At 38.2% G+C, this 22,236-nt stretch carries 22 protein-coding genes; 1 reads left to right on the forward strand and 21 read right to left on the reverse strand.

From position 1 onward, the window contains the following. Position 1 precedes the first annotated feature (1 nt). The 21 genes from ABJH98_RS07735 to ABJH98_RS07835 all read right to left on the reverse strand — a co-directional run bounded on the left by ABJH98_RS07735 (position 2) and on the right by ABJH98_RS07835 (position 20,633). Positions 2-1,237, reverse strand: a complete 1,236-nt coding sequence (locus tag ABJH98_RS07735) for a TolC family protein (protein ID WP_348307077.1) — start codon at positions 1,235-1,237, stop codon at positions 2-4. Further along, the gene (locus ABJH98_RS07740) at positions 1,234-5,034 is read right to left on the reverse strand and encodes an efflux RND transporter permease subunit (RefSeq protein ID WP_348307078.1); all 3,801 of its coding nucleotides are present in this window, start codon (positions 5,032-5,034) and stop codon (positions 1,234-1,236) included. Before ABJH98_RS07740 ends, ABJH98_RS07735 begins: the two co-directional genes overlap by 4 nt. A 102-nt stretch (positions 5,035-5,136) precedes the next feature. Next, on the reverse strand, positions 5,137-5,583 hold the full coding sequence (locus tag ABJH98_RS07745; protein WP_348307079.1) for a hypothetical protein: 447 nt from the start codon (positions 5,581-5,583) through the stop codon (positions 5,137-5,139). A 201-nt stretch (positions 5,584-5,784) separates the two neighbouring features. Then, positions 5,785-6,588 (reverse strand): cation diffusion facilitator family transporter, encoded by an 804-nt coding sequence (locus ABJH98_RS07750; protein ID WP_348307080.1) that lies wholly within the window; start codon positions 6,586-6,588, stop codon positions 5,785-5,787. After that, complete coding sequence (locus tag ABJH98_RS07755) at positions 6,579-7,178, reverse strand: isoprenylcysteine carboxylmethyltransferase family protein (protein WP_348307081.1); 600 nt, start codon at positions 7,176-7,178, stop codon at positions 6,579-6,581. The genes ABJH98_RS07750 and ABJH98_RS07755 overlap by 10 nt, the downstream gene beginning before the upstream one ends. 15 nt (positions 7,179-7,193) lie before the next feature. Continuing rightward, on the reverse strand, positions 7,194-8,396 hold the full coding sequence (locus ABJH98_RS07760; RefSeq protein WP_348307082.1) for an efflux RND transporter periplasmic adaptor subunit: 1,203 nt from the start codon (positions 8,394-8,396) through the stop codon (positions 7,194-7,196). A 16-nt stretch (positions 8,397-8,412) separates the two neighbouring features. Then, complete coding sequence (locus tag ABJH98_RS07765) at positions 8,413-12,789, reverse strand: CusA/CzcA family heavy metal efflux RND transporter (RefSeq protein ID WP_348307247.1); 4,377 nt, start codon at positions 12,787-12,789, stop codon at positions 8,413-8,415. A gap of 138 nt (positions 12,790-12,927) precedes the next feature. Next, positions 12,928-13,320 (reverse strand): hypothetical protein, encoded by a 393-nt coding sequence (locus ABJH98_RS07770; RefSeq protein ID WP_348307083.1) that lies wholly within the window; start codon positions 13,318-13,320, stop codon positions 12,928-12,930. Between the two features lie 58 nt (positions 13,321-13,378). After that, positions 13,379-13,846, reverse strand: a complete 468-nt coding sequence (locus tag ABJH98_RS07775; RefSeq protein ID WP_348307084.1) for a transcriptional repressor — start codon at positions 13,844-13,846, stop codon at positions 13,379-13,381. Further along, positions 13,800-14,015: a GDCCVxC domain-containing (seleno)protein gene (locus ABJH98_RS07780; protein WP_348307085.1), complete on the reverse strand. Its 216-nt coding sequence runs from the start codon at positions 14,013-14,015 to the stop codon at positions 13,800-13,802. Before ABJH98_RS07780 ends, ABJH98_RS07775 begins: the two co-directional genes overlap by 47 nt. Next, positions 14,012-14,623, reverse strand: coding sequence for a mercuric transport protein MerTP (gene merTP / locus ABJH98_RS07785; protein ID WP_348307086.1), 612 nt, complete (start codon positions 14,621-14,623; stop codon positions 14,012-14,014). The genes ABJH98_RS07780 and merTP overlap by 4 nt, the downstream gene beginning before the upstream one ends. Beyond that, positions 14,620-14,991, reverse strand: coding sequence for a metalloregulator ArsR/SmtB family transcription factor (locus tag ABJH98_RS07790; protein ID WP_348307087.1), 372 nt, complete (start codon positions 14,989-14,991; stop codon positions 14,620-14,622). The genes merTP and ABJH98_RS07790 overlap by 4 nt, the downstream gene beginning before the upstream one ends. Before the next feature lie 104 nt (positions 14,992-15,095). Then, positions 15,096-15,392 (reverse strand): hypothetical protein, encoded by a 297-nt coding sequence (locus tag ABJH98_RS07795; RefSeq protein ID WP_348307088.1) that lies wholly within the window; start codon positions 15,390-15,392, stop codon positions 15,096-15,098. A gap of 31 nt (positions 15,393-15,423) precedes the next feature. Further along, positions 15,424-15,708 carry a hypothetical protein gene (locus ABJH98_RS07800; protein ID WP_348307089.1) on the reverse strand — a complete coding sequence of 95 codons (285 nt, stop codon included), beginning with the start codon at positions 15,706-15,708 and terminating at the stop codon, positions 15,424-15,426. Positions 15,709-16,041: 333 nt separating this feature from the next. Next, positions 16,042-16,395, reverse strand: coding sequence for a hypothetical protein (locus ABJH98_RS07805; RefSeq protein ID WP_348307090.1), 354 nt, complete (start codon positions 16,393-16,395; stop codon positions 16,042-16,044). Between the two features lie 69 nt (positions 16,396-16,464). Beyond that, entirely contained in the window at positions 16,465-16,647 is a 183-nt protein-coding gene (locus ABJH98_RS07810; protein ID WP_348307091.1) for a hypothetical protein, read from the reverse strand. A gap of 27 nt (positions 16,648-16,674) precedes the next feature. Next, on the reverse strand, positions 16,675-17,685 hold the full coding sequence (locus tag ABJH98_RS07815; protein ID WP_348307092.1) for a nucleotidyltransferase: 1,011 nt from the start codon (positions 17,683-17,685) through the stop codon (positions 16,675-16,677). Further along, a complete protein-coding gene (locus tag ABJH98_RS07820; protein ID WP_348307093.1) occupies positions 17,666-18,697 on the reverse strand; it encodes a CBASS cGAMP-activated phospholipase in 1,032 nt (343 codons plus the stop codon). Before ABJH98_RS07820 ends, ABJH98_RS07815 begins: the two co-directional genes overlap by 20 nt. A gap of 2 nt (positions 18,698-18,699) precedes the next feature. Next, complete coding sequence (locus tag ABJH98_RS07825; protein ID WP_348307094.1) at positions 18,700-19,155, reverse strand: hypothetical protein; 456 nt, start codon at positions 19,153-19,155, stop codon at positions 18,700-18,702. Further along, a complete protein-coding gene (locus ABJH98_RS07830; RefSeq protein WP_348307095.1) occupies positions 19,142-20,401 on the reverse strand; it encodes a nucleotidyltransferase in 1,260 nt (419 codons plus the stop codon). Before ABJH98_RS07830 ends, ABJH98_RS07825 begins: the two co-directional genes overlap by 14 nt. 4 nt (positions 20,402-20,405) lie before the next feature. After that, complete coding sequence (locus ABJH98_RS07835; protein ID WP_348307096.1) at positions 20,406-20,633, reverse strand: DUF2188 domain-containing protein; 228 nt, start codon at positions 20,631-20,633, stop codon at positions 20,406-20,408. A gap of 290 nt (positions 20,634-20,923) precedes the next feature. Between ABJH98_RS07835 and ABJH98_RS07840 the strand changes: the two genes are divergently transcribed. Then, positions 20,924-22,192 (forward strand): ATP-binding protein, encoded by a 1,269-nt coding sequence (locus tag ABJH98_RS07840; RefSeq protein WP_348307097.1) that lies wholly within the window; start codon positions 20,924-20,926, stop codon positions 22,190-22,192. Positions 22,193-22,236: the final 44 nt, after the last annotated feature.

Consider the following 22,236-nt stretch of genomic DNA (forward strand, 5'->3'; position numbering starts at 1 on the left):
CTTAGTAATCTTTAGCTGTGATGTAATCGATTTTTGCCAATGCGGTATAGTATTTTGTTATCGCAGTAGCTTTCATTTTTTGATATTTTAGCAGTTTTTGCTGCATTCTGAGCACTTCTTCAAATTCTTTCCCTGAATTGCCATAAGCGGTATATAGTAGATTAAGTGCTTGTTGAGATTCAGCTATCTGCTGGTCATATAATCCAATCAACTGCTGTTGCTGATTCAGCTCAAATTCTGCCATTGCATAACTTGAGATTAGCGAATTAGCATAATCCTGTTTTTGAAGTTGGTAGCTTTCCTGCATGAATTGTGCTTCTTTAACTGAAGCTTTGTACTTGCTTCTGAAAATTGGAATGCTCATTGAAACCATGGGCATTAAAATGTCCTTGCCGTTGTCTGTCATTTCAACGTCTGATCGTGTTCCAACTACGACATAGTCCAATCCTATACCAAATTTTGGCATGCCTTGCTTGATGGCAACTTGTTCCATCTCCCTACTTGCCTTCAGTTTTAAGTCTATCTCATTAAGTGCCGGATTATCTCCAAGCAGACTGTCCCTTCTGTAATTGTTGAGCAGCGGTTTGATAACTAAGGAATCGTGGACAACCACTTCTTCCGTTTCATCCCTATCCAGAAGTGCATTGAATGCAGCAACCAATGGCCTTTTCTTTTCTGTCAAAATTTGAAGATTGGTAGTTGCATCTTTCAGCATGATGTCTACTCTAAGTACGTCCACCATCGCGCCATTACCATTCTCAAATTGTTTTGTAGAAATGGTTTTATAGGACTCCAATATCTCTCTGTTTTCCTGTTCCAGCACAATCCATTTTTTCAACTCATACAAAGGATAATAGGATGCTGCCACCTGATAGTAGAGTTGGTTGCGGGCATCCAGAAATGCTTGGTATTTGGCTTCTGCCAATAATGCTGCTGCATCTCCTTTGGATTTAAGTGTACCAAACCACGGGAACATCTGTGTCAAAGAGAACTTAGCCCTTTGGGGACCGACTCGTGTTTCCACTGGTGATATAAAATAGCCGAATGATAATGTTGGGTCTTGCAATGCATTGGCTTGCGGAATCTTCTGCAAGGCTGATTCAAACATTTTGTATTTCGCCTGAAGCCCAGGATTGTTCTCTGCGGCTAGTTCGAAATAATCCTCTAACGATTGCGCCTGAAGTTTATAAAAGCTACAAGCCAATAGTGTCAATAGTAGAATGATGTTCTTTTTCATGATTGTAGTTTTTTAAGTTTTCGTTCTTCCCTGAAGCTGTATAGTACAGGCACGATGAAAATGCTGACCAATGAAACGGCCATGCCACCAAAGGAAGGGATGGCCATGGGTATCATAATGTCTGATCCTCGGCCATTTGAGGTCAGAATAGGAAGTAGAGCAATCATTGTAGTCGCCGCTGTCATCAAGGCTGGCCTGATTCTTCTTACTCCGGCTTCAACTACTGATGTTCTGATACCATCAGTTGTATCTGGCTTATTGCGGGTGAAGCTCTGATCGAGATAGGTCGAAATTAATACTCCGTTATCAGTAGCTATGCCGAAAAGCGCTATGAAACCTACCCAAACAGCAACGCTCAAATTGATGGTATGCATCTGAAATAAGTCTCTGAGATTAATTCCAAAGACAGAGAAATTGGCGAACCATTCCTGTCCATACAGCCAAATCATGATAAACCCACCACAAAATGCCAAAGCTATTCCTGAAAACACCATGAGTGATGTAGATACCGAACGAAACTGGAAGTAGAGGATCAGAAATACAATACCAAGTACGAGGGGAACAATGATTGATAACCTTTTTTCTGCTCGTACCTGGTTTTCATAGCTGCCAGAAAATTTATAACTGATACCTGCAGGCACTTTAAGTTCGCCTGAATCAATTCTCTCCTGAATCACGTTTTGTGCATCATTGACCACACTTACTTCTGAGTAACCATCATTTCGATCAAACAGGACATAGCCTACCAAAAAGGTTTCTTCACTTTTGATGGCTTGCGGCCCTCTGACATACTCAAAGTCTACTAACTGACCCAACGGAATTTGTGCGCCAGCCGGAGTCGCAATAAGTATTTTGCTCAATGAAGATGGATCATCCCTTAACTCTCTAGGATAGCGCACCCGTACAGGGAAGCGTTCTCTACCTTCCACGGTGGACGTTACTTTCATTCCTCCGATGGCTGTTTCAATGGTCTGTTGTATATCTTCTACATTCAGGCCATATCTTGAGATTTCCTCTCGATCAATGTTCAGATGCAAGTAGGGTTTACCTACTATTCTGTCAGCAAATACTGCTTCCGCTTTTACGGAAGGGACTTCCTTTAGTATTCCTTCCAATTGCATCCCAAACGCTTCAATGGTAGGCAGGTCTGGTCCATACACTTTGATTCCCATAGGAGCTCGCATGCCAGTTTGAAGCATGACCAATCGGGTTTCTATTGGCTGTAACTTTGGAGCAGAAGTGACCCCTGGGATTTTTGTCACCTTAACAATTTCTTTCCAGATATCATCAGATGATAAGATATGAGAACGCCAATTTCGAAAGTACTTGCCATCATTATTTTCGGTCAGATCATCTATACCAATCCCCTGAATTAATGCTTCTTCATTGTTAAGGGATTTCCCAGACTTTAAAACAAACTTTCCTTCATCGTCTACCATAAATCGAATTCGATGTCCTTTCTTGCTCAGGAGATATTCAGACTTATAGTTGATGGTGTTTTCATACATACTAATTGGCGCTGGGTCTAATGCGGATTCTACACGACCCAACTTCCCAACAGCCAACTTAACCTCAGGAATATTGGATAGCAGCATGTCCAATTGTCCTAAGACTTTGCGGTTGTATTCAATGCCGGAATGTGGCATAGAAGTAGGCATCAATAGAAAACTTCCTTCATCCAAAGAAGGCATGAATTCTTTACCAACACCAGGAAAAGTACTCGTCAAGCTTGACCAACCCTTTGAACTTCTAATGTCCCAACTGACAGCTTCAGCTCCCTTGGCTACTGGTCTAAACACCTTATCAAAACCCAACCATGAAATAGCCCCAAGCAGTACAATCAATGACGGGATAAAAAGAAATTTAAGTTTGTTGTCCAGACACCAGGTAAGCAGGCTTTTGTAATACCTTTCCAATAGTGTAAAACTGCCAAGGATCAAACCAACAAGAATTGTAACAAAGATGAAATTGATCAGCAGGGATTGTTGTGCTCCTAAAGGAAGCCAGTATTTGGCCAGCAACCATGTGACAGTAAGTACCGAGATCACCAATGTGAGGTTATGGGTAAACCAGTTTTGTTTTGGGTTGTATTCCTGAATGAAATAGGATGCAGCAAATCCTATCAGCACCATACCCATCCACGCACTTTGAAAGATTGATACGATTAAGCCAATGAGAACTAATCCTATATTGAGCCATTTGGCAGTGTTTTTTCTCTTAACCTTCAGTCCGAAAAACCAATGCGCCAACGTAGGTAATATGAAGAGTGCCACAATAAGTGCAGCTAATAAGGCAAAGGTCTTTGTGAATGCCAAGGGCTGAAATAGTTTGCCTTCTGCGGCTTGCATCGTAAAGACTGGAACGAAACTGACAATTGTAGTAGAAACGGCGGTGAGTATTGCAGATGAAACTTCAGATGCCCCATTGTATATGGTGTCTATAAGTTTTTGACCCGGTGGAGATTCATCAATATGCTTGATGATATTTTCAGAGAGAATAATTCCCAGATCGACCATGGTGCCAATAGCAATGGCAATACCAGATAGTGCAACTATGTTGGCATCTACACCAAAATACCGCATGGAGATAAATACCATGAGTACGGCAATGGGAAGAATACTGGAAATTAATAAGGATGCTCTCAAATTGAAAACCATGACTATGACGACCAAAATGGATATCAGAATTTCTAGGGACAGCGCTTCTTCAAGCGTACCTAATGTTTCATAAATCAATTCCGAGCGGTCATAAAAGGGTACAATGGTCAATTGACTCTCTATTCCGTTACTTAGTATTTTCTTAGGCAGCCCTGGAGCTATTTCTTTGATCTTGTCTTTTACATTGTTGATCACTTTCAGTGGATTGGAGCCATACCTAGCTACAACAACACCTCCTACAACTTCAGCTCCATCCTTATCCAGAAGTCCCCTTCTTGTAGCTGGACCAAGGCTTACAACTCCGATATCCTGAATACGAATAGGTACATTGTCTTGAACCGCTACCACCGCTTTTTCAATGTCCTCTACTTTTTTCACATACCCTAAGCCCCTGACCAAATATTCAGCCTGGTTGATCTCTATGGTTTTTGCTCCTACATCCCGATTGGACTTTTTGACCGCCATCATCACTTTATGCAAGGGAATATTGTAGGCTTTCAGCGCATCGGGGTTAACATCTATCTGGTATTCTTTGACAAACCCACCAATCGAAGCTACTTCGGAAACCCCTTCGGTGGCATTGAGTCCATACTTGACATAGAAATCCTGAACGGTACGGATCTCATGGAGGTCCCATCCACCTGTTGGATTTCCCTCTTTGTCCCTTCCTTCGATGGTATACCAGTACACCTGGCCTAAAGCTGTAGCATCTGGCCCAAGGGCTGGTTGCACCGCATCTGGCAATAATCCAGAAGGCAGGGAGTTGAGTTTTTCCAGAATACGAGAACGAGACCAGTAGAATTCTATCTCTTCGCTGAAGATGATATAGATACTGGAGAACCCGAAAATGGAAGAACTACGAATGGATTTTACTCCAGGAATTCCTAAAAGATATGTAGTTAAAGGGTATGAAATCTGATCTTCAATGTCCTGAGGAGAACGCCCTGGCCATGGAGTGAAGACAATTTGTTGGTTTTCACCAATATCAGGTATGGCATCAACCGGGACAGGATCAGAAGGCAAAGCCCCAACCTGCCAGCCAAATGGAGCGGTAACTATGCCCCAGGCAATAAAGCCAATGAGAATAAGTACAGTGACGAGCTTGTTCTCTAAAAAGTATTTTATAATTCGATTCAGCATAATATGAATGATTAGAATTGAACAGAAATTGTTTGTTCAAAAAGGCGAATAGCCTATTGACCTGACAGAAGTGTCAGGTTTTAGAAATCATATTATGTGGTATTATATACGGAATACCTGATGCAGAACTGAAATGTCCTGATCGATCAGAGGCGGTGAGTAGTTGGCGTATTGTGGCTCTTCATCAATTGAAGAGATAGATAAGTGAAAAAAGGAGATAACAAATGCAGCTACAAACTCAACATTGACATGACTTTGAGCTATAGAAGGCTTAAAATCATCTTCTATTTCAAGCGACTGGTATGTATTTTCACAACATTGGCCATCTTTGATTTGAATGCCAATTGGAGAATCCTTTTCACACGCTTTATCCATATTATCCATTCCGCAATCAAGTGCTCTATGCCCTAGGACAACTTTAGATTCAACAGCAAGGCCGCTACAATAATGAGTGGCCAATGAGAAACCGGAGTTGCCTACGAGTAGAATAATTGCTAATGATATGGATATAAATTTTCTCACTACATTCAAAGGTACGTAATTATGCAAGGAAAGGATTTATATAATTATGAGAATTAGTTATATGATTTAGAAATTGTTTCTTCAGCTACTGAAAAGACAAGCGGACTTTCTACAAAAGTTCTGCCAAAATCGCATTACGACAAAACAAGAATATCAAGTGCTCCTATTTTTAATAACCTAACGTATCTATTCAATATGGAAAACGCACTGATCCTCTTTATATATGCATCACCGAGATAATTTAAGAATTCTATAAGCTCCTTGTATTACAATTCCAAAAATGAGCATGCCTACTATTAAATCAGGATACTTACTCTCGGTGAAGTAAACTAAAACTCCAGCCACAATTACTCCAGCATTTATGATTATATCATTTGAAGTGAAAATAACTGAAGCCTGCATGTGAGCTTCATTGCTTTTTGTTCTCTGTATCAGCCATAGCGAAATGGAATTAGCAATTAGGGCCAAGAAGGAAATCACAATCATGGTATGAAATACTGGCATTACTTCATAGCTAGAAAACCTTCTGATCACTTCAATTAAACCAAGTGCTGCCAAAAGCATTTGAAAATATCCACTGATTTTGGCGACGTTTTTCTTTTTGGATATAGCAGCTCCAACTGCTAATAGACTGAGTCCGTAAACGAATGAATCTGCCAGCATATCCAACGAATCAGCTATCAAACCCATTGAACTAGATATCCACCCAGCAGTTATTTCCGCCATAAAAAAACTTAAATTGATGCCTAATACCCACCACAATATTTTACGTTGCTTTGAATCGTCTGCAGCCAAAGGCAATTCAACTTCATCTTCCGTGTTTTCCAGTTGGTGGCTGAGTTTAAGTTCGCTAATGGACTGATGAATATTATCCACCTTTTCCGTGTGATATACCTCTAGTTTACGATTGGGGATATCAAAATTGAGGTGCTTAATTTCATTCAACGCCTCTAGCTTCAATCTAATCATTTGCTCTTCGGAAGGACAGTCCATTTTGGAAATGATAAAGGTGCTTTTTTGAACTATATCCATCTTCTTACTTTTGCTTTATATTCCAAATAACTCTGTCCCTGAACTTTTTCTAAATATTCCTCTTCTAGTCGCACTTGTGTTTGAATGGTAACAAATGTCACCAGTAATATTGAAAAACTAAGTACATTCGGTATGATCAAGAAAGTCCCTAAATAGGAAACGAGCACGCCAAGAAATATTGGATTTCGAGAATAGTTAAAAAGTCCATTATCGATCAATTCGGTCTTTTCATTATAATCAATACCTATCCTCCATGATTTGGACATTTGATATTGAGCAACACTCGTCCATAGGAAAGATATGATTAATAGAAAAAGCCCTGCTAACCTCAGGGGCTCATGCTCCAAATAATCCATGGGCATAAGGTATAAATATTGAGCAGGGAAGAATGAAAAGCAACCAATCGAGATCCAGGTACCCAGAACCATCACTTTGTAAACACGCCCGATGTAGTCATGCGCCTTTTCAGTATTTCCAAAAACAAACGGGTTGACACCCGTCTGTTTCCAAAGAATAACTGACCTTAAAACAAATACCAATAACAGGTAAAGTAAGGTGGCAATCGGTAGAAATATTTGATAGAAGTTCATGTTCTTGTAGTCTAATTAATGTCCGTGACCACCACCCTCTTCTTCAGTATTTTTGGCCTTTGCCAACAGCGTGAAAGCACCTTTTGTAACCAGCTTTACCTCGTTGTATTCCAACGAACTATTTATTAGTTCAACTTGCGCAAAGCCATCTTCAGTATTGCCAACAACAACTTCCAACATATCAAAAGAATTAATTTTTTCATCTCCTTTTTTGGACGTTTCAGTATATGCAAAAATGAAGTGCTTGCCACCAAAACGAACAACGGCTTGTTCAGGCACAGCCCACACTTCTTGCATGTCCGTCTCAATTTTGGCCGAAACGTACATTCCTGGAAGTAAATCTTCATATTTCTCTTTCAGATGTCCGTGTACGGTTACAGAACGATCTTCGCGAACACCTCTTCCAATTAAAAAGACTTCTGCCTCACGCCATTGATCTGGTGTGTTTGCCAGAGAAAATCGAATGCGTTGACCATCTTTAACCTTAGGAATATCATTTTCATAGACTGTTAGTTCTACATGAAGATCGTCAGCATTAGTTATATCCATGATCACATCCTTGGGATTGATGAATTTACCAATATTGGTATACACCTCTCTTACATATCCGGATACAGGAGCATAAATATTCACTGAGGTAGAAACCTTTCCATTACGGATACTTGTTGTGTTTAACCCGATGAGTTTCAGTCTAGCTACCATCGATTTGATTCGAGCTTCATTAGCTAAATAGGAACTCTTGGCCTGTTGAAATGATTTTCCTGAAGCTACCTTTTCGTTGTACAACTTTTGTTGACGGTCAAATTCTGCCTTCAAATACTCTTGATTAGCTAAGCCTTCCAGATAGTCTTGTTGATACTGAATAAATTCAGGGTTTTCTATTACAGCTAACAACTGTCCCTTTCTTACCTTTGTACCAGGCAACATATCAATAAACTTTATGAAGCCACCATAGGGCATATTAATTGAAATATTGCTCTGAGGGGGAACGTCTATCATTCCATTCACCTGTAATTCAGATCCAATATTTCTTTTTTTAATCGACCCTAACTCTAACCTTGCCTGATCATATTGTGCCTGAGTAAGTTCTACTTCATTTTCTTCCTCATGATGTTGAGCTTCTTGCTCTACTTTTGATTGAGACTCACAGGCAATTACTACCAATGCCAATAAAGTATGGATAAATATGCTTTTGATATACTTAAATGAATTTTTCATTGTTTTCTTTTTTTGATTAATGAACTCCTGAAATGAATTCAATTTGTATAATGGTCTGGTTGTATTGATCTAGTAAATCCAGATATTTGAATCGTACATCAAGGGATCTGCTGAGTCCTTGCGTATACTCTACATAACCAATTGCTCCACTTTCAAACCCTTTTTGGGCTTGTGTAAGAATCAATTCTGCCTGTGGAAGTGCATTGGTCTGATAGAATTCTAAACTATTTTGGAATTTATTAAACTGCTGAACAAGTGATGTCATTTCACCTTTTAATTCATTAGATGCAGCTTCATACCTAGCCTCACTTTCTTGCATTTTCAATTCACTCTTTTTAATACTAGAAATGTGTGACTTTGCACCAAAAATGGGAATAGCAATACCTACCTGAACCCCTGTAAATCGATCGCTAGAAGTATAGTTTATAGGGTTGCCATTGATATCTTGATTTGGACCATTCAACGATTGATTGAAATAACCAATTGAAAAATCTGGCATAAAACGGGATTGTTCTAAGGACTTTTCTCTTTTGGCTACTTCTATTTGTTGCTGAAACCAAGCCAAAGTAGGATTCGCAGATAAATCGGAATTTTCTAACAAAATCTTGAGTTCTCTGGTCTTTAACTCTTGGGCCGCTATGTCCACGAGCTCCTCGTCATTCAACAAGATCCCCAAATGAGTTTGAAAAATTTCAATATCAGATCTATTTTGTTCGAGCAGCATTTTTATCTCGGCCACTTGGGATTCAGCTGTGGCCTTTTCTAAAAGATTACTTTCGCCTGTTTCATAGCGTAGTGTAGCTGCCCTTACGAAACTCTCATAGATACTATCTTGATCAAGGAGTAGATCTCTCTTACTTTTTTCCAACAGTAGCGTGTACCAAACCGATTTTACTTGTCGTACCATTTCATTCTGCGTTGCAGTACGCATCCATTCACTAGCCTCAATTTTTGCTTTGGCTAACTTGTTTTGATTGCTGTAAACCGTTGGGAAAGCAAAATTTTGACTGATATTGAATTGGTTGTCATCATCAAAGACGCTGTTATATTGCCCATGTGTCAAACTAAAATTCGTGTTAGGCAAATTCCAACTCGACCCTTTTTGCGTAATCTCCTGTTCTGTTTGAAGCGATGCCGCTTTCAGTCTGGGATTATTGGCAATAGCCCTTTGAATGGCTTCATCCAAAGATGTATAAGTCGTGGTAACCTCTTGTGCGTCTACCTGCACAGCTTGGCAAAGCAGAAGGCCTATGACCAATAAAGGTGTAAATACTTTTGATTTCAACTTGACTCCTCTTTCTAAATAATAGTACAGAATTGGCAAGACAATCAAAGTCAGGAAAGTAGCACTAATCAACCCACCGATTACCACAGTCGCTAAAGGTCTTTGTACTTCTGCACCTCCAGATTGTGAGAGTGCCATGGGTAGAAATCCAAGCGAAGCTACAGCAGCTGTCATGATTACAGGCCGTAAACGTACGCTGACGCCCTTGTAAATCCGATCAAAAATGTCCGTTACACCGTCCTTTTTCAGATGATTAAATTCACCTATTAAGACTATACCATTCAAAACAGCTACACCAAAAAGTGCGATAAAGCCAACTCCTGCAGAAATACTAAAAGGCATTCCTCTCGCTGATAATGCCATGATACCACCAATAGCGGAAAGTGGAATAGCAGTGAAAATCAAAAGGCTTTGTTTGATTGAAGAGAATGTAAAATAGAGCAATACAAAAATCAGAAGCAATGCCAATGGAACAGCATAACTCAACCGCTCACGGGCTTCTACTAGGTTTTCGAATTGTCCACCATAAGTAGTGGAATAACCAGGAGCAAAAACGACTGATTTGTCAATTTTCTCCTTCAATTCTGTCACTACGCTTTCAACGTCTCTATTTCTAACATTGAATGCCACGATAATACGTCTTCTCGTATCGTCACGCTGAATTTGATAAGCCCCATCCTTAATCTCTACATTAGCGACTTGGTATAATGGTATTTGATGACCATCCCTACGTGTGATATAAAGGTTTCGCACAGCAGATACATCATTTCGATTCACCTTTGATAATCTGACCACCAAGTCAAACCTCCGTTCATTTTCAAAAACCAAACCAGCCGAAGCACCAGCAAAAGAGGCTTGAACGGTTCGGTTCACTTCACGGATACTGAGATTATATTTGGCCAGTTGATCGCGTTTGTAACTGATTACGATCTGAGGAATTCCGGTGACTTCCTCTACGTATAAATCGACAGCTCCCTCTACATTAGAGGCGATTTGCCCGACCTGCCTTGCATACTCAGAGAGTTCATCGAGATTCTCTCCATATATTTTCACGGCCACGTCCTGACGTACACCGGTCATCAATTCATTGAATCGCATTTGTATAGGTTGCTGAAAACCAAAAGTGACACCTGGAATCACCTCCAACGCCTTGGCCATTTTGTTGGCTAATTCTTCGCGATTTGAAGCTGATACCCATTCTGATTTGTTTTTTAGAATAATCATCAGGTCAGCGGCTTCTATGGGCATAGGGTCTGTGGGGATTTCACCTGCACCTATTTTGGAAACCACCTGCTCGACTTCTGGAAATTGGTCTAAAAGGATCTTTTCCGCCTGCGTGGTAGCGCTGATTGTGTTTTCTAATGAGCTCCCAGTAATCACCCTCGTTTCAACTGCAAAATCTCCTTCTTCCAGTGTGGGAACAAACTCACCGCCCAAGTTGGCAAAAATCCATAGAGAACATCCAAATAGCCCTAATGCAATGGTCAAAACGAATGGTCTTTTATGCATAACCCACCGAATGGTAGGGTCATACAATCGGTGAAAGAAAGCCATGATCTTGTCAGAAATATTGGGTTTGTTGACTGTGTTTTTACTCAATACCAAAGCTGACATCATGGGAACATAAGTCAAAGAGAGAATGAAAGCTCCCAGTAACGCAAAACTCACAGTTTGAGCCATTGGACCGAACATTTTACCTTCAACTCCTACTAAAGCAAGGATCGGTAAATAAACTATTAGAATGATAATTTCACCAAATGCTGCAGAATTTCGAATCTTGCTAGCCGATTGATAGACTTCGTCATCCATTTCAGTCTGAGTCAGCCGTCTTCCTAATTTTACTAATCCTAAATGATGAAGCGTGGCTTCAACAATGATGACTGCCCCATCCACGATTAGCCCGAAGTCTATAGCTCCCAAGCTCATAAGGTTTCCTGATACTCCAAACAGGTTCATCATCCCAAAAGCAAAAAGAAGAGCCAAAGGAATCATGGAAGCTACTATTAAACCTGCTCTCAAGTCGCCTAATAGGAGTAACAAAATAAAGACAACAATCAGTGCTCCTTCGGCCAGATTCTTAGTCACCGTACCGATAGCTGTATCTACCAGTTTAGTTCTGTCCAAAAATGGTTCTATGGTAACACCTTCAGGTAAAGTTTTGCGTATTCTGGAAATTCTCTCCTTTACGTTATCAATGACTTCAGCTGAATTTTCTCCTTTCAACATCATAACAATGGCACTGACAACTTCACCTTCTCCGTTGCGGGTAGTCGCGCCATATCGAACGGCGTTGCCAAGCTGCACTTGAGCCACATCTTTAATTAATACTGGAATACCATCCGTATTAGTTCTAACTAACATATTTCGGATATCATCCATGCTGCTAACTAAACCTTCACTTCGGATGAAGTAGGCATTCTGGTTTTTTTCGATGTATGCTCCTCCGGTGTTTTCATTGTTTGCTTCCAATGCCTGAAATATCTCAGCAATGGAAATATTCATGGACTTCAACCTATCGGGGTCTATAGCTATTTCATACTGTTTTAGATAGCCACCGAAACTGCTCACATCCGCCACGCCAGGAGTGCCTAACAATTGTCTGCGTACTACCCAATCCTGAATGGTTCGCAGTTCACGTGCATCGTATTGGTCTTCGTAGCCAGGTTTTGTACCTACTACATATTGATAAATCTCACCCAAGCCTGTTGTGATAGGTGCCATGCCTGGTTGACCCACTCCTGGGGGTATTTGCGACTGAACTTCTACCAAACGCTCGCTTACCTGCTGTCTCGCCCAATAGACGTCAATATCCTCTTTGAATACTATCGTAACAACGGACAAACCAAACCGTGAGAAAGAGCGAATCTCTTCAAGTTGAGGAATGGTAGCCATACCAATCTCTATAGGGAAGGTAATTAAACGTTCAACTTCTTCGGCCGCCAAAGAAGGTGAACTTGTGATGACCTGTACCTGATTATTTGTTATATCTGGTACTGCATCAATAGGAAGTTTCGTAAGAGAAAAGCTTCCCCAAATGACCAAGACGAACGTAAGCAAGCCTATGATCAGTTTGTTTTTAACTGAAAATAATATGATTTTATCCAGCATAATGATTCTTTTGAATTCCTGATAATTAATAAATGTGGACATTGATTGTCCATAGAAACTTATCGAACAGAATGGGGTATAGCCCAATTTTCTCCATTAATCTGGAGGGATGGCAATACATATACTATTCGAGAATTATCAGCCCTGGGGTGGCTGAAAAGGAGTCTCTAAATAGCGAGAAGAGAACATGAATTGGTAAACTCCTTTAGAAGGCTCCAAGGGTTTTATATCAAGCTCAACAGAAAACATGAGAGAAGAAGAAAACAAGATATTGGCATGCTGACATTGATGATTGCCGTGAAAGGGTAAATCATCATGCTCATTTTCATCATGGTGGTTTTCGCCTTTGCCATGATCAATATAATCTTCCACCAAAAAATCCCAAAAAGAGTCACCTTCTTGTGCTTTATGCTCAGAATAGTGAGCTATGAGGTTAGGGACTTGTTTGATTTCACAGCACAAATCCAATCCCATCACAAGTGCTGCAATGATAAAAAAAACTGATAGTATTATGGATTTGATACCTTTCATTCAGAATACAAGTCTAAACAAAAATTGATGCAACCTGTTTGCAAAGTTTAATATTTCTTTATTGGCAGTTTGCACAAGTACCTTTATAGACCATACTGGAACTGGAGGCATTGAAGCCTATTGGAATTTGGGTTTGAGGAATTTTAGATTGTGTCAGGCAGTAGGTTTCTCCGCATTGCACACAATGAAAATGAATATGTTGGTCTTGTGGTGCACATTCGCAACCTTCTTCGCAAAGCGCATATTTCACCGAGCCAGTACCATCTTCAATACCGTGTATTAGTTTGTTTTCTTCGAAGGTTTTAAGCGTTCGATATAAGGTTGCTTTATCTGCTTTTTCAAACTTGGATTCCAAGTCTTTTAGGCTGATGGCCGAACCACATTCCACCAATTGCCTCAGCACGAGCAATCTCATGGTGGTGGGCTTTATGTTTCTATTTTCTAGCTTTTCTTCGAGCATGGTATACTTGGCCAAAATACTAACAACAATTGCCTTTACCACCTTCTTGTATAGGTGGGCATGCATTCGTTCCGTAACTGCAATAAACGCAACAGTCACCTTGTTTTGGTTTAAGCACTTCTTTGCAATTCTCACATTCGTAGAAATACTGACAAGCATCTGTCGGCATGGTTTCTTTTTTCTGATGCCCGCATTTCGGACATGTTATTGTTGATTCAAGAACTACTTCACTCATTTTGATTTGTCTACGGATTCAACTTTATATCCTGTTTCACTTACTGCCAACTTAACCTCTCCAATATCTGTTTTAGTCTCATCAAAGGTTACTACAGCATTGCCCTTTTCATACGAGACTTCTAGTCCTGATATACCAGGCAGTTTCCCTATTTCAAGTTTTAGATGTTCTTCACAGCCTGTACAGGTCATTCCACTGATATTGATTTCATAAGTTGATTCGGAATTGATGTTTTTAGTTTCTGACAGTTTAGTATCAGGGTAAAAGACATCAGCATAATAAGGGAATGCCAACATTACTGCTGCAAATACTGTCACCATACTCAAAAACTTCTTGGATTGCCAAAATAAAGGTTTGTCATCTTCGCAGGCGCAATCGATTTGTTCAGCTGTATTTTGTTTCAATTTTTGATACCAGGCAAAACCTAGTGCACCAAAAGTCAATACAATTAAGTAAGGACGAAAAGGTTCCATCCATGAAAAGGTAGTGGCAATGCCGCTGATTCCGACTAGCAAAGAAAACACCGGAGTGATACAACAGAGTGAGGCAACAATAGCAGCGAATAATCCGGCTCCTGCACTCTTGGAAGATAGATCTGAACTACTCATACAGCTAAAGTTTTGTTTTCATTTAATAAACTTTCCAATACCGGTTTAATGATCAACAGATTTTCAGATTTGATAGAATAAAAAATTGTTTGCCCAACTTTCTTGTCTTGTACCAAACCACCATCCTTCAATTTTCTCAAGTGCTGAGATACACCGCCCACAGACATATCTAATACATCACTTAAATCACATGGACACATTTCATCTTCCTTATATAGGAGAAAAAGAATTTTCAATCTGGCTGCATTACCTGAGAGATTAAAAACCTTCGTTGCCTCAGATAATTTCTCATCCAAACGGTTGATAGTTTCCTTACATTCTTTGATTTGTACTGGATCAGCCAATACCCTTATACAAGTGCTACTCATTTTTTTGTGTATTAGTATTTACTAAAACACAAAAATAGGATAAAGGTTTCATTATTTTAGTAAATACTAAAATACGTTGTTTTGGTAACCATCAGTGCTATCCTTTAAACTTCATTAGATTTAGGATTTTGTTTTGACATAACAGCATCTCTTAAAAGAGGAAAGTCGCCTGCCAAAACGTATCCATATAGTTCCTTTTTAACCCAATGTAATGCGGTAATCCTAATGTATTTGGTCGGTATTTCAATCTCAGAGGTTTCCCCAATAATACTAGCAGTAAAATGGAATGATTCTGGTCTTTCATTTTTAAGAATTAAGTCCCCAGAGACACTGACATTTCCCAGATAGTCTTCAATAGATTTTTTGAGAGATTCGCTCGATATTGGTTTATTTTCCTTCATAGTAATCATTCGTTTTGTGAGACTAATTTACTTAATCCATTCTCCAGAAAGACTTTCTAGCAGATAGAATTTTAACTCCATTATCAATCCTATCCAAGCACCAATCTATATCTACATCCTCCCATTTTAAGTCATGTTTTAAATGATCATAAAACTTCGCTCTTGAATAATTAGAACCATATCGGTGTAGTGCAATTATGAAATGATCCAACCTTTCAATGTCTTTTGGATGATAACTCAACGGAAATTGTTCAAGAAAAAACTCAAGTCGTTTTCGAGTTTTTGGCCCTGATACTATTTCTCTTAAATCAATCATTCGTTTTGTGAGACTACCTTGTCAAAGTAAGTAAAGAATTATAGTAAAAGTTACTAAATTTAAAAAAAGAACATCAAGATATTAAGACCTTGTGTTTAGGGGTTGATGAAGTTTTGGTGATAGCTACGAGCATTGAGTTTTGGTTAAGCTTCACAATGAGTAAAATCTTTGATGAATTTTTAAACTTAAAGCCTATGAGTATTTTAGAGAGTGTATTTGTCGGAGTGGGTGGTATTGTGTGGAGCCCCAACAAATATGACTTGTAGTATCATCATAGTTGATTCGATCTAGCAGGACAATGCGCATGGGGGTTCGAATCCCCCTCTCCACTCCTTAGTTTTCTGGTTCCATCAGATTGTCATAATGCTTTGGATCATCTGATAAACACTTCCAATGCATACTTGTTGTACTACCTGTACTAAATTCCATTAATACAACATGTGTGATATTGTAATTTTCTTTTTCTACTAGCTCAGATTTAAAAGAGAGTCGACCACTGATTTTGGTAAGCTTTATGAGACTTTCAAAATCACTAGGTTTTAAATCTCGAAAGTCTATTTCTAGATAAAAGTCCCCATATTTTGCAAGGCCAATTGTAGTCTTTACCGAAAATTCATTTTCGGCTATTAATATTTTGTCGTCAACATTTGTTTTAACTATTACTGGGGTTGGCTCTTCTTTGTTCATTACTTATTGTTTTCAGGTTCGTAATTTATGACTCACTTGTAGCTGTTTGCTCCGTTTGCAACTGGTATGCTAAATAACCCTACCTATTCCGTTTGGATATAGAATTTTCTGAGATTGACTAGAAATAATGTATGCACCTGGAACATTCGGTATGTTTTGGTAATTATCTTCTTTAAGCAAATTAGCAATAAAACAATCAGATGATCTACCATTTTTGATAGAGGACTTGATTGCAATAAGAAACTTATTCATGATCTTTGGTTTAGGTAGATTCGTTAATTAGCTTAAAATAATCGCCTCGTTTATTCTTTTCCCAAAAACCCTTTTCCACTTACTTACTGCTATTGATTTTCTTTCAGAACTCACAGCTTCAGCCATCAAAGACACCATTTCTTTCCATTCATCATAAAACGCTGCTTTATTTGATCTACTCAGCTTATTTAAGACATTGTCATAAGGTGCTACTGGCATTTTTGCAGACCATTGAAATTGAAAATATTCTTTGAGATAATTTAATATGCTACTGCATGTTTGAAACAACGCAATATCATCTCTTGAAGATGGTTTATAATAATCTATTGCCCATAAAGTCAGTGCTAGTCCGCTAGGTAGCTTTTTTCTAGTTTTTGTTTTTGTATAATCAGCCCATGCTTTCAAATAGCGTATTATTCGTACCAATTGAGGTCGATTGTTTGTATTTTCTTTAAACCACTTAACAAACGCTTTTGGATCGGATGGTGTCCAATCATTTCCTCTAGACCCAAAATATAATTGACCATCAACTTGATTCCTGAAATATATGGGAAGGTCAATATGAAAATCACGGACGTATGTTAATCTTACACAAGGGTCTTTAACAATTACACCTTTAGTAGTATGATTCCAAAGCGCATTGCGTACATGATTTTGTAGTGTTTCAAGTTTCACGCCTGGAAAAGAGGGGAAAATTATTGCTAAATCCACATCACTTTTCGTGGTTCTATTTTCCACGACCGTTTTCATTTTGTAGGAACCTTGAATGTAATATTCTGGAAGCGGTAAATGAGGCTTGCCATAAAAGTAATGGGTTATTTTTTTTCGAATTGTTTCATGAGCACGCCTAAGGTTTACCACTTTATTAGGATGAATTGAGATTACATCGTTAAAACTCTTTAATAAGAGATCGCAATTGGACTTTTTAGTAAATTCTAACTTTTTTCTTGACCCAAGGATCAACCCTCCTACAACCAATAATCCGAGCCCTATTAGTTTTTCAATTCCTTTTGACATACTACTTACAAAAAGTTTCAACTATTCTACTTCCATTATTTCCAAACTCAAAAGCGGCCTTCTCACCAAGTTTCTTTAGTTTGTCTGGATTAGTTTCGTCCAAGGCTATTTTGAGGGACCCTGATAATTCTGTATTTATTCGGATGTACTTAAATCGAGGATTATCTTTATGTTTTTTATCTATCCCATTTTGAATAAGGCTTATCTGATTTTCTACTAACTGAGACTGTGCTTGCATAAAAAGGTCAATTAATCGGGTTTTGCCTAACCAGTAGCTGATACCCCATCTACTCCTTTTTTTGCCATCCGTGAATTTTTGATATCCTGTTCCCAGAGACAATACACTAAGATTTTCATGCTTCACCGCAAAAGCTTCCTGAGCTTCCAAAATTCCTATGAGAGTCGGATTGTTAGCAACAACACCTCCGTCAACTTTATTGCTAAACGGACTTTCTAACCCATTAAGATCTTCATAAGTAGAGCTATAGGGATCAAAATAGGTGGGAGCTGCTGAAGTTGCTAAAGCTGCCTTAAAAGCCGGGATATGGTAGTCCCTTTTGAAAGCCTTATTATGCCTCGTCTTGAGGACCGAAGGTTGACCATTTAATAGATCATAGATTGGAACACAAACTGATGTTTTGCAATTATCAAGTCTAGGATCCTCATTTCCATACGCAGATTTAAATTTCTCACGAATCAATGATTCAAGTGAATTACGATTATGCACAGACCATCCCAGACCTTTTACCCATCTCTTGTAGAATCTTAATAGTTTCCAGTTTTTCCCAAAAATGGCCTCAGAATTGTTCAAATAAAGATCATATAACTCCTGTGCTGGTATGCCCAGTGCTAGAGCAATTGCCAGAATACCTCCAGTTGACGTCCCACATATTAGATCAAAGTTTTGGTATATCTGCCAATTCTCCTTTTTTTGAGACTTAAGTTCAGCCTCTAGCTTTGCAAGAAACATTGCGGGGAAAACACCTCTTATACCACCGCCGTCAATTGATAGAATTTTGAATTTATCTTTCATTACTAGTTTTCTCTGTATTCATCATGCCCTCCTCCAAACCACACTCCGTTTGGAATCCACAATTCATAATAGAACAACCAGTCGCTTGTCCATGGAATTATTGTACTTACAATTAATTTTTCCCTATTCCATTCCTCCTTACTTGGTGAGTATAAACAAAGTCTTTGTTCAGAATGTGAATAAACATGCGGCAGCTTAGATCGGTTCTTCGCAACTTTCAATACTTCGCCAATTACATAAACTTTAACTCCGTCATATTTATCAAAATCAATCTTTATCTGGTATTCTTTACTCAGAGTAGTAGGGGTTAATTCTGTAATAATGGAAAATGAACTACCCTTATATCTTAAAACTTTAACATTTGGAAAACTTTTAAGAATCATTTTTAATTGGGCACCAGCCGAGAAACCTCGTTTTTTATATTGACGAGGTTTCTTTATGAATTTACTTGCATTCATGATTGCCTTCAAAGTTATGGTTCTTAACAGGAAGGCCTGCTGACACACCTAAAATACCAGTTCCCCTTTCCATCCTAAGTCTACCGGATTCACGTATATGTCTCATTGAATTTCCATATTGCTCGAAAACTTTCTCTGATACTGTTTGTCCAAAAGAATTGGAAAAACTCTTCTGAAGCTCACCCAGACCGCTCCCAACTCTACTGTTAAATTCAATCAAATCTTGTTCTAGCTGATATTGCCATTTATAATAATTCTTTTCTCTTTCTGGATGTTCTGGCCATTTATCTGCAAAATTTTCCTCTGGATTGACGGGGTTTTCAATCCACTTAATAATCCTACCATGTTCAGGTGAGTATCTTTCTCCAATATATGATGACATATTTCGAACCGCATTAATTAAGCCTGTAAATACATCTGACTCCTTGTTATATGCTTTGGCAGCTAGTGTTGTTATAATTATCGATATCGGTTTATTATCATCTCCACTAAACATCATATCTCTATGACGTTTAAGTATTTGCACTATTCTTTGAAGCGGAAGTTTCTTACTTTTAAATTCTGGCACAGGCTTAACTGATTCTGAAAGCAATATTGCTTTTGAAAAACTCAATTTAGCCTGATCAAAAAACCATTTACCATAGCCAAAAGGATTACTTTTCAGCCATTGATCGTGCATCACCTCAGAGAAGTAATCATCTCTTTGTTTATCAGTAATTCTTATAGCCAATTCATCTACATCTTGAAATCCATTAAATGAATATGCCTTTTCAATCAGTAATTCATATCCATGAGACACAATGGATGGAAGTATATCCATATGATATTTTTCCTTCTCATCATTAGAAGCTTTTCGATATTCCAAAGTCCAACACCTTCGTCCATCAGGAATATCTAATAGCTTATTATAAATTCCATGCTTCTTTAGCTCATCACCAACTATTTTTTTCACATCATACTGGGTCCAATCAGCCCTCTTACCAATAAGCTGGCATACAAGATCAATATCAATATCATCATTGGGGTTTATATTCTGAATCATGGTTCCCAATAAAAATGACCCTTGAGTCAAAATTTCCGGTTTGTATGGCGCCAACAATGACTCTGGTCTTGACAGCCAACTCCCAACAGCATTATAGCTCTTGACTGCTGCTTCAAATTGAGATTTGGTAATATCCAATGTCTCTCCCAGTAAATCAAGAATTTCATTGAATTCCTTTTTTTGTGCTTCGGTTAAACTATTCATGACCTTATCCTTTTATGTTCTTTGGGTCATTTCCATAACTATTTTTTTCACGGAATTTATGATCTTTCCCTTGAATAGTAAGTTCACTGTGATTCTTCTTTGCCAGATTTTTACCAACCTGTATTGCCTCGTATTGAGTACCAGTAACTGCTGAAGCTTTTGCGCTTCCTTCTTTTTTTACCGCCCATCCTCCTTGAGGTCTGGTAACGACATAGTAATTTTTCTTCGACACTCTCGAATATTTAAAATGTTTACACTATATCAGCCTTAGGAGATTTGGTAAAAAGAGAAAACTTCTTACATTTGCAATTCGTTATAAACTACAACTAAAGCTCCTAAGAGCTGACAAAATTTACAAAATGCCGGGCTGGAACTCGGCATTTTTTTGCCTCAATATTTATGCCAATCACGTGAAATATGACATAATGACTTGGGTAAATTATGGATTTTATGTAAATTTAATAAAATTATTTGCTTAAATTCAGAAATAAACATTTCATTTTATCGAATTCCTGTAATATTATGATCATTCGATTTTCGGTTGAAAATTACAAGTCCATCTACAAGCGCCTCGATTTGTCGTTCGTAGCAGAGTCCTTAAAACAGCTTGAAGATTCAAATCTCATACAGACACAGTATTCAAAGATTAAACTACTAAAAGCCTTAGCCCTTTATGGTGCAAATGCAAGTGGCAAAACCAACTTAATTAAGGCGTTGGATTTTATGAGGGACTTTGTACTAACTTCTGCAGTTCAATCCCATTCTAAACGTGTGATCAACTTAGAACCCTATAAACTACTGTTGAAGTCGCAAAAAGAGCCTACCTTATTTGAGATAGATTTTGTTGTTTTTGAAAACCGTTACCGATATGGTTTTGTTATTGATAAGTATAAAGTACACAAGGAGTATTTATTTTCTGTATTAAAGACTACAGAAAAATTATTATTTCAGAGAATGGAATCAGAGATCGAGTGTGGCATATCCTTTTCCGAAGGGCATGGCAAGGAATCATTCATAAAACCAACAACTCTTTTTCTTTCGACATTAGCACAACTGAACGCTACTTTATCATCTAATATTATTGAATGGTTCACCAACCTTACAATAATAACTGATTATAACTATCCATCTTTTACTGGGTATACTGCAAAATTGATTCAAGAACAAAAACATAGAGATTTTATACTCAAGGTTTTCAATGCTGCTGGATTAGATTTTGAAGATGTAGACATAAAAACCGTTAACATCGACGACAATCTTATGCAATTTTTAAGTCTCGACTTACGAGATTTAGTCAAAAGAAACTTACCACAGCAGCTTCAAGTATTCACAAGACACAAAGTCTACGACTTGAGCGGTCAAGAAGTCGATGTCGTTGATTTTGACCTAAAGGAAGAATCAGCTGGAACTCAAAAATTCTTTGCTATAGCAGGGCCCATTATCAATAGTCTTTTAAATGGTTATCCAATTGTAATAGACGAAATGGATGCAAGACTTCATTTTAAATTAGTTCATTTCCTAGTTAAATTATATTGCAGCAATAAATACAATCCATTTGGAGGTCAACTAGTTTTCAGTAATCATATGCTTGATTTGATGGACCGTAAATTATTAAGAAGAGATCAAATTCTATTAGTCTCAAAAACTAAAACAGGTTCAGAAATTTCTTCAATTCAAAAGGAAGGTGCAAGAAGTGATACTTCGTTTAAGAAAGATTATTTAGGAGGAGATTTTGGTGCACTACCAGATGTTGAACTGAATCAGTTAGATTTATTCGACAAATACATTTGATTATGATAAGTGGATGATATATAATTCTGAATAATCAATTGTCT

The sequence above is a fragment of the Reichenbachiella sp. genome, from assembly GCF_039969095.1.
Classification (GTDB): domain Bacteria; phylum Bacteroidota; class Bacteroidia; order Cytophagales; family Cyclobacteriaceae; genus Reichenbachiella.

Bases quoted from the DNA above. Each gene is read 5' to 3' on its own strand.
- ABJH98_RS07825 (WP_348307094.1), bottom strand. From the start codon at position 19,155: ATGAATGCAAGTAAATTCATAAAGAAACCTCGTCAATATAAAAAACGA.
- ABJH98_RS07765 (WP_348307247.1), bottom strand. From the start codon at position 12,789: ATGCTGGATAAAATCATATTATTTTCAGTTAAAAACAAACTGATCATA.
- ABJH98_RS07800 (WP_348307089.1), bottom strand. From the start codon at position 15,708: ATGATTGATTTAAGAGAAATAGTATCAGGGCCAAAAACTCGAAAACGA.
- ABJH98_RS07840 (WP_348307097.1), top strand. From the start codon at position 20,924: ATGATCATTCGATTTTCGGTTGAAAATTACAAGTCCATCTACAAGCGC.
- ABJH98_RS07770 (WP_348307083.1), bottom strand. From the start codon at position 13,320: ATGAAAGGTATCAAATCCATAATACTATCAGTTTTTTTTATCATTGCA.
- ABJH98_RS07735 (WP_348307077.1), bottom strand. From the start codon at position 1,237: ATGAAAAAGAACATCATTCTACTATTGACACTATTGGCTTGTAGCTTT.
- ABJH98_RS07780 (WP_348307085.1), bottom strand. From the start codon at position 14,015: ATGAGTGAAGTAGTTCTTGAATCAACAATAACATGTCCGAAATGCGGG.
- ABJH98_RS07820 (WP_348307093.1), bottom strand. From the start codon at position 18,697: ATGAAAGATAAATTCAAAATTCTATCAATTGACGGCGGTGGTATAAGA.
- ABJH98_RS07775 (WP_348307084.1), bottom strand. From the start codon at position 13,846: ATGCATGCCCACCTATACAAGAAGGTGGTAAAGGCAATTGTTGTTAGT.
- ABJH98_RS07810 (WP_348307091.1), bottom strand. From the start codon at position 16,647: ATGAATAAGTTTCTTATTGCAATCAAGTCCTCTATCAAAAATGGTAGA.
- ABJH98_RS07750 (WP_348307080.1), bottom strand. From the start codon at position 6,588: ATGGATATAGTTCAAAAAAGCACCTTTATCATTTCCAAAATGGACTGT.
- ABJH98_RS07830 (WP_348307095.1), bottom strand. From the start codon at position 20,401: ATGAATAGTTTAACCGAAGCACAAAAAAAGGAATTCAATGAAATTCTT.
- ABJH98_RS07805 (WP_348307090.1), bottom strand. From the start codon at position 16,395: ATGAACAAAGAAGAGCCAACCCCAGTAATAGTTAAAACAAATGTTGAC.
- ABJH98_RS07755 (WP_348307081.1), bottom strand. From the start codon at position 7,178: ATGAACTTCTATCAAATATTTCTACCGATTGCCACCTTACTTTACCTG.
- ABJH98_RS07795 (WP_348307088.1), bottom strand. From the start codon at position 15,392: ATGAAGGAAAATAAACCAATATCGAGCGAATCTCTCAAAAAATCTATT.
- ABJH98_RS07790 (WP_348307087.1), bottom strand. From the start codon at position 14,991: ATGAGTAGCACTTGTATAAGGGTATTGGCTGATCCAGTACAAATCAAA.
- ABJH98_RS07740 (WP_348307078.1), bottom strand. From the start codon at position 5,034: ATGCTGAATCGAATTATAAAATACTTTTTAGAGAACAAGCTCGTCACT.
- ABJH98_RS07760 (WP_348307082.1), bottom strand. From the start codon at position 8,396: ATGAAAAATTCATTTAAGTATATCAAAAGCATATTTATCCATACTTTA.
- merTP (WP_348307086.1), bottom strand. From the start codon at position 14,623: ATGAGTAGTTCAGATCTATCTTCCAAGAGTGCAGGAGCCGGATTATTC.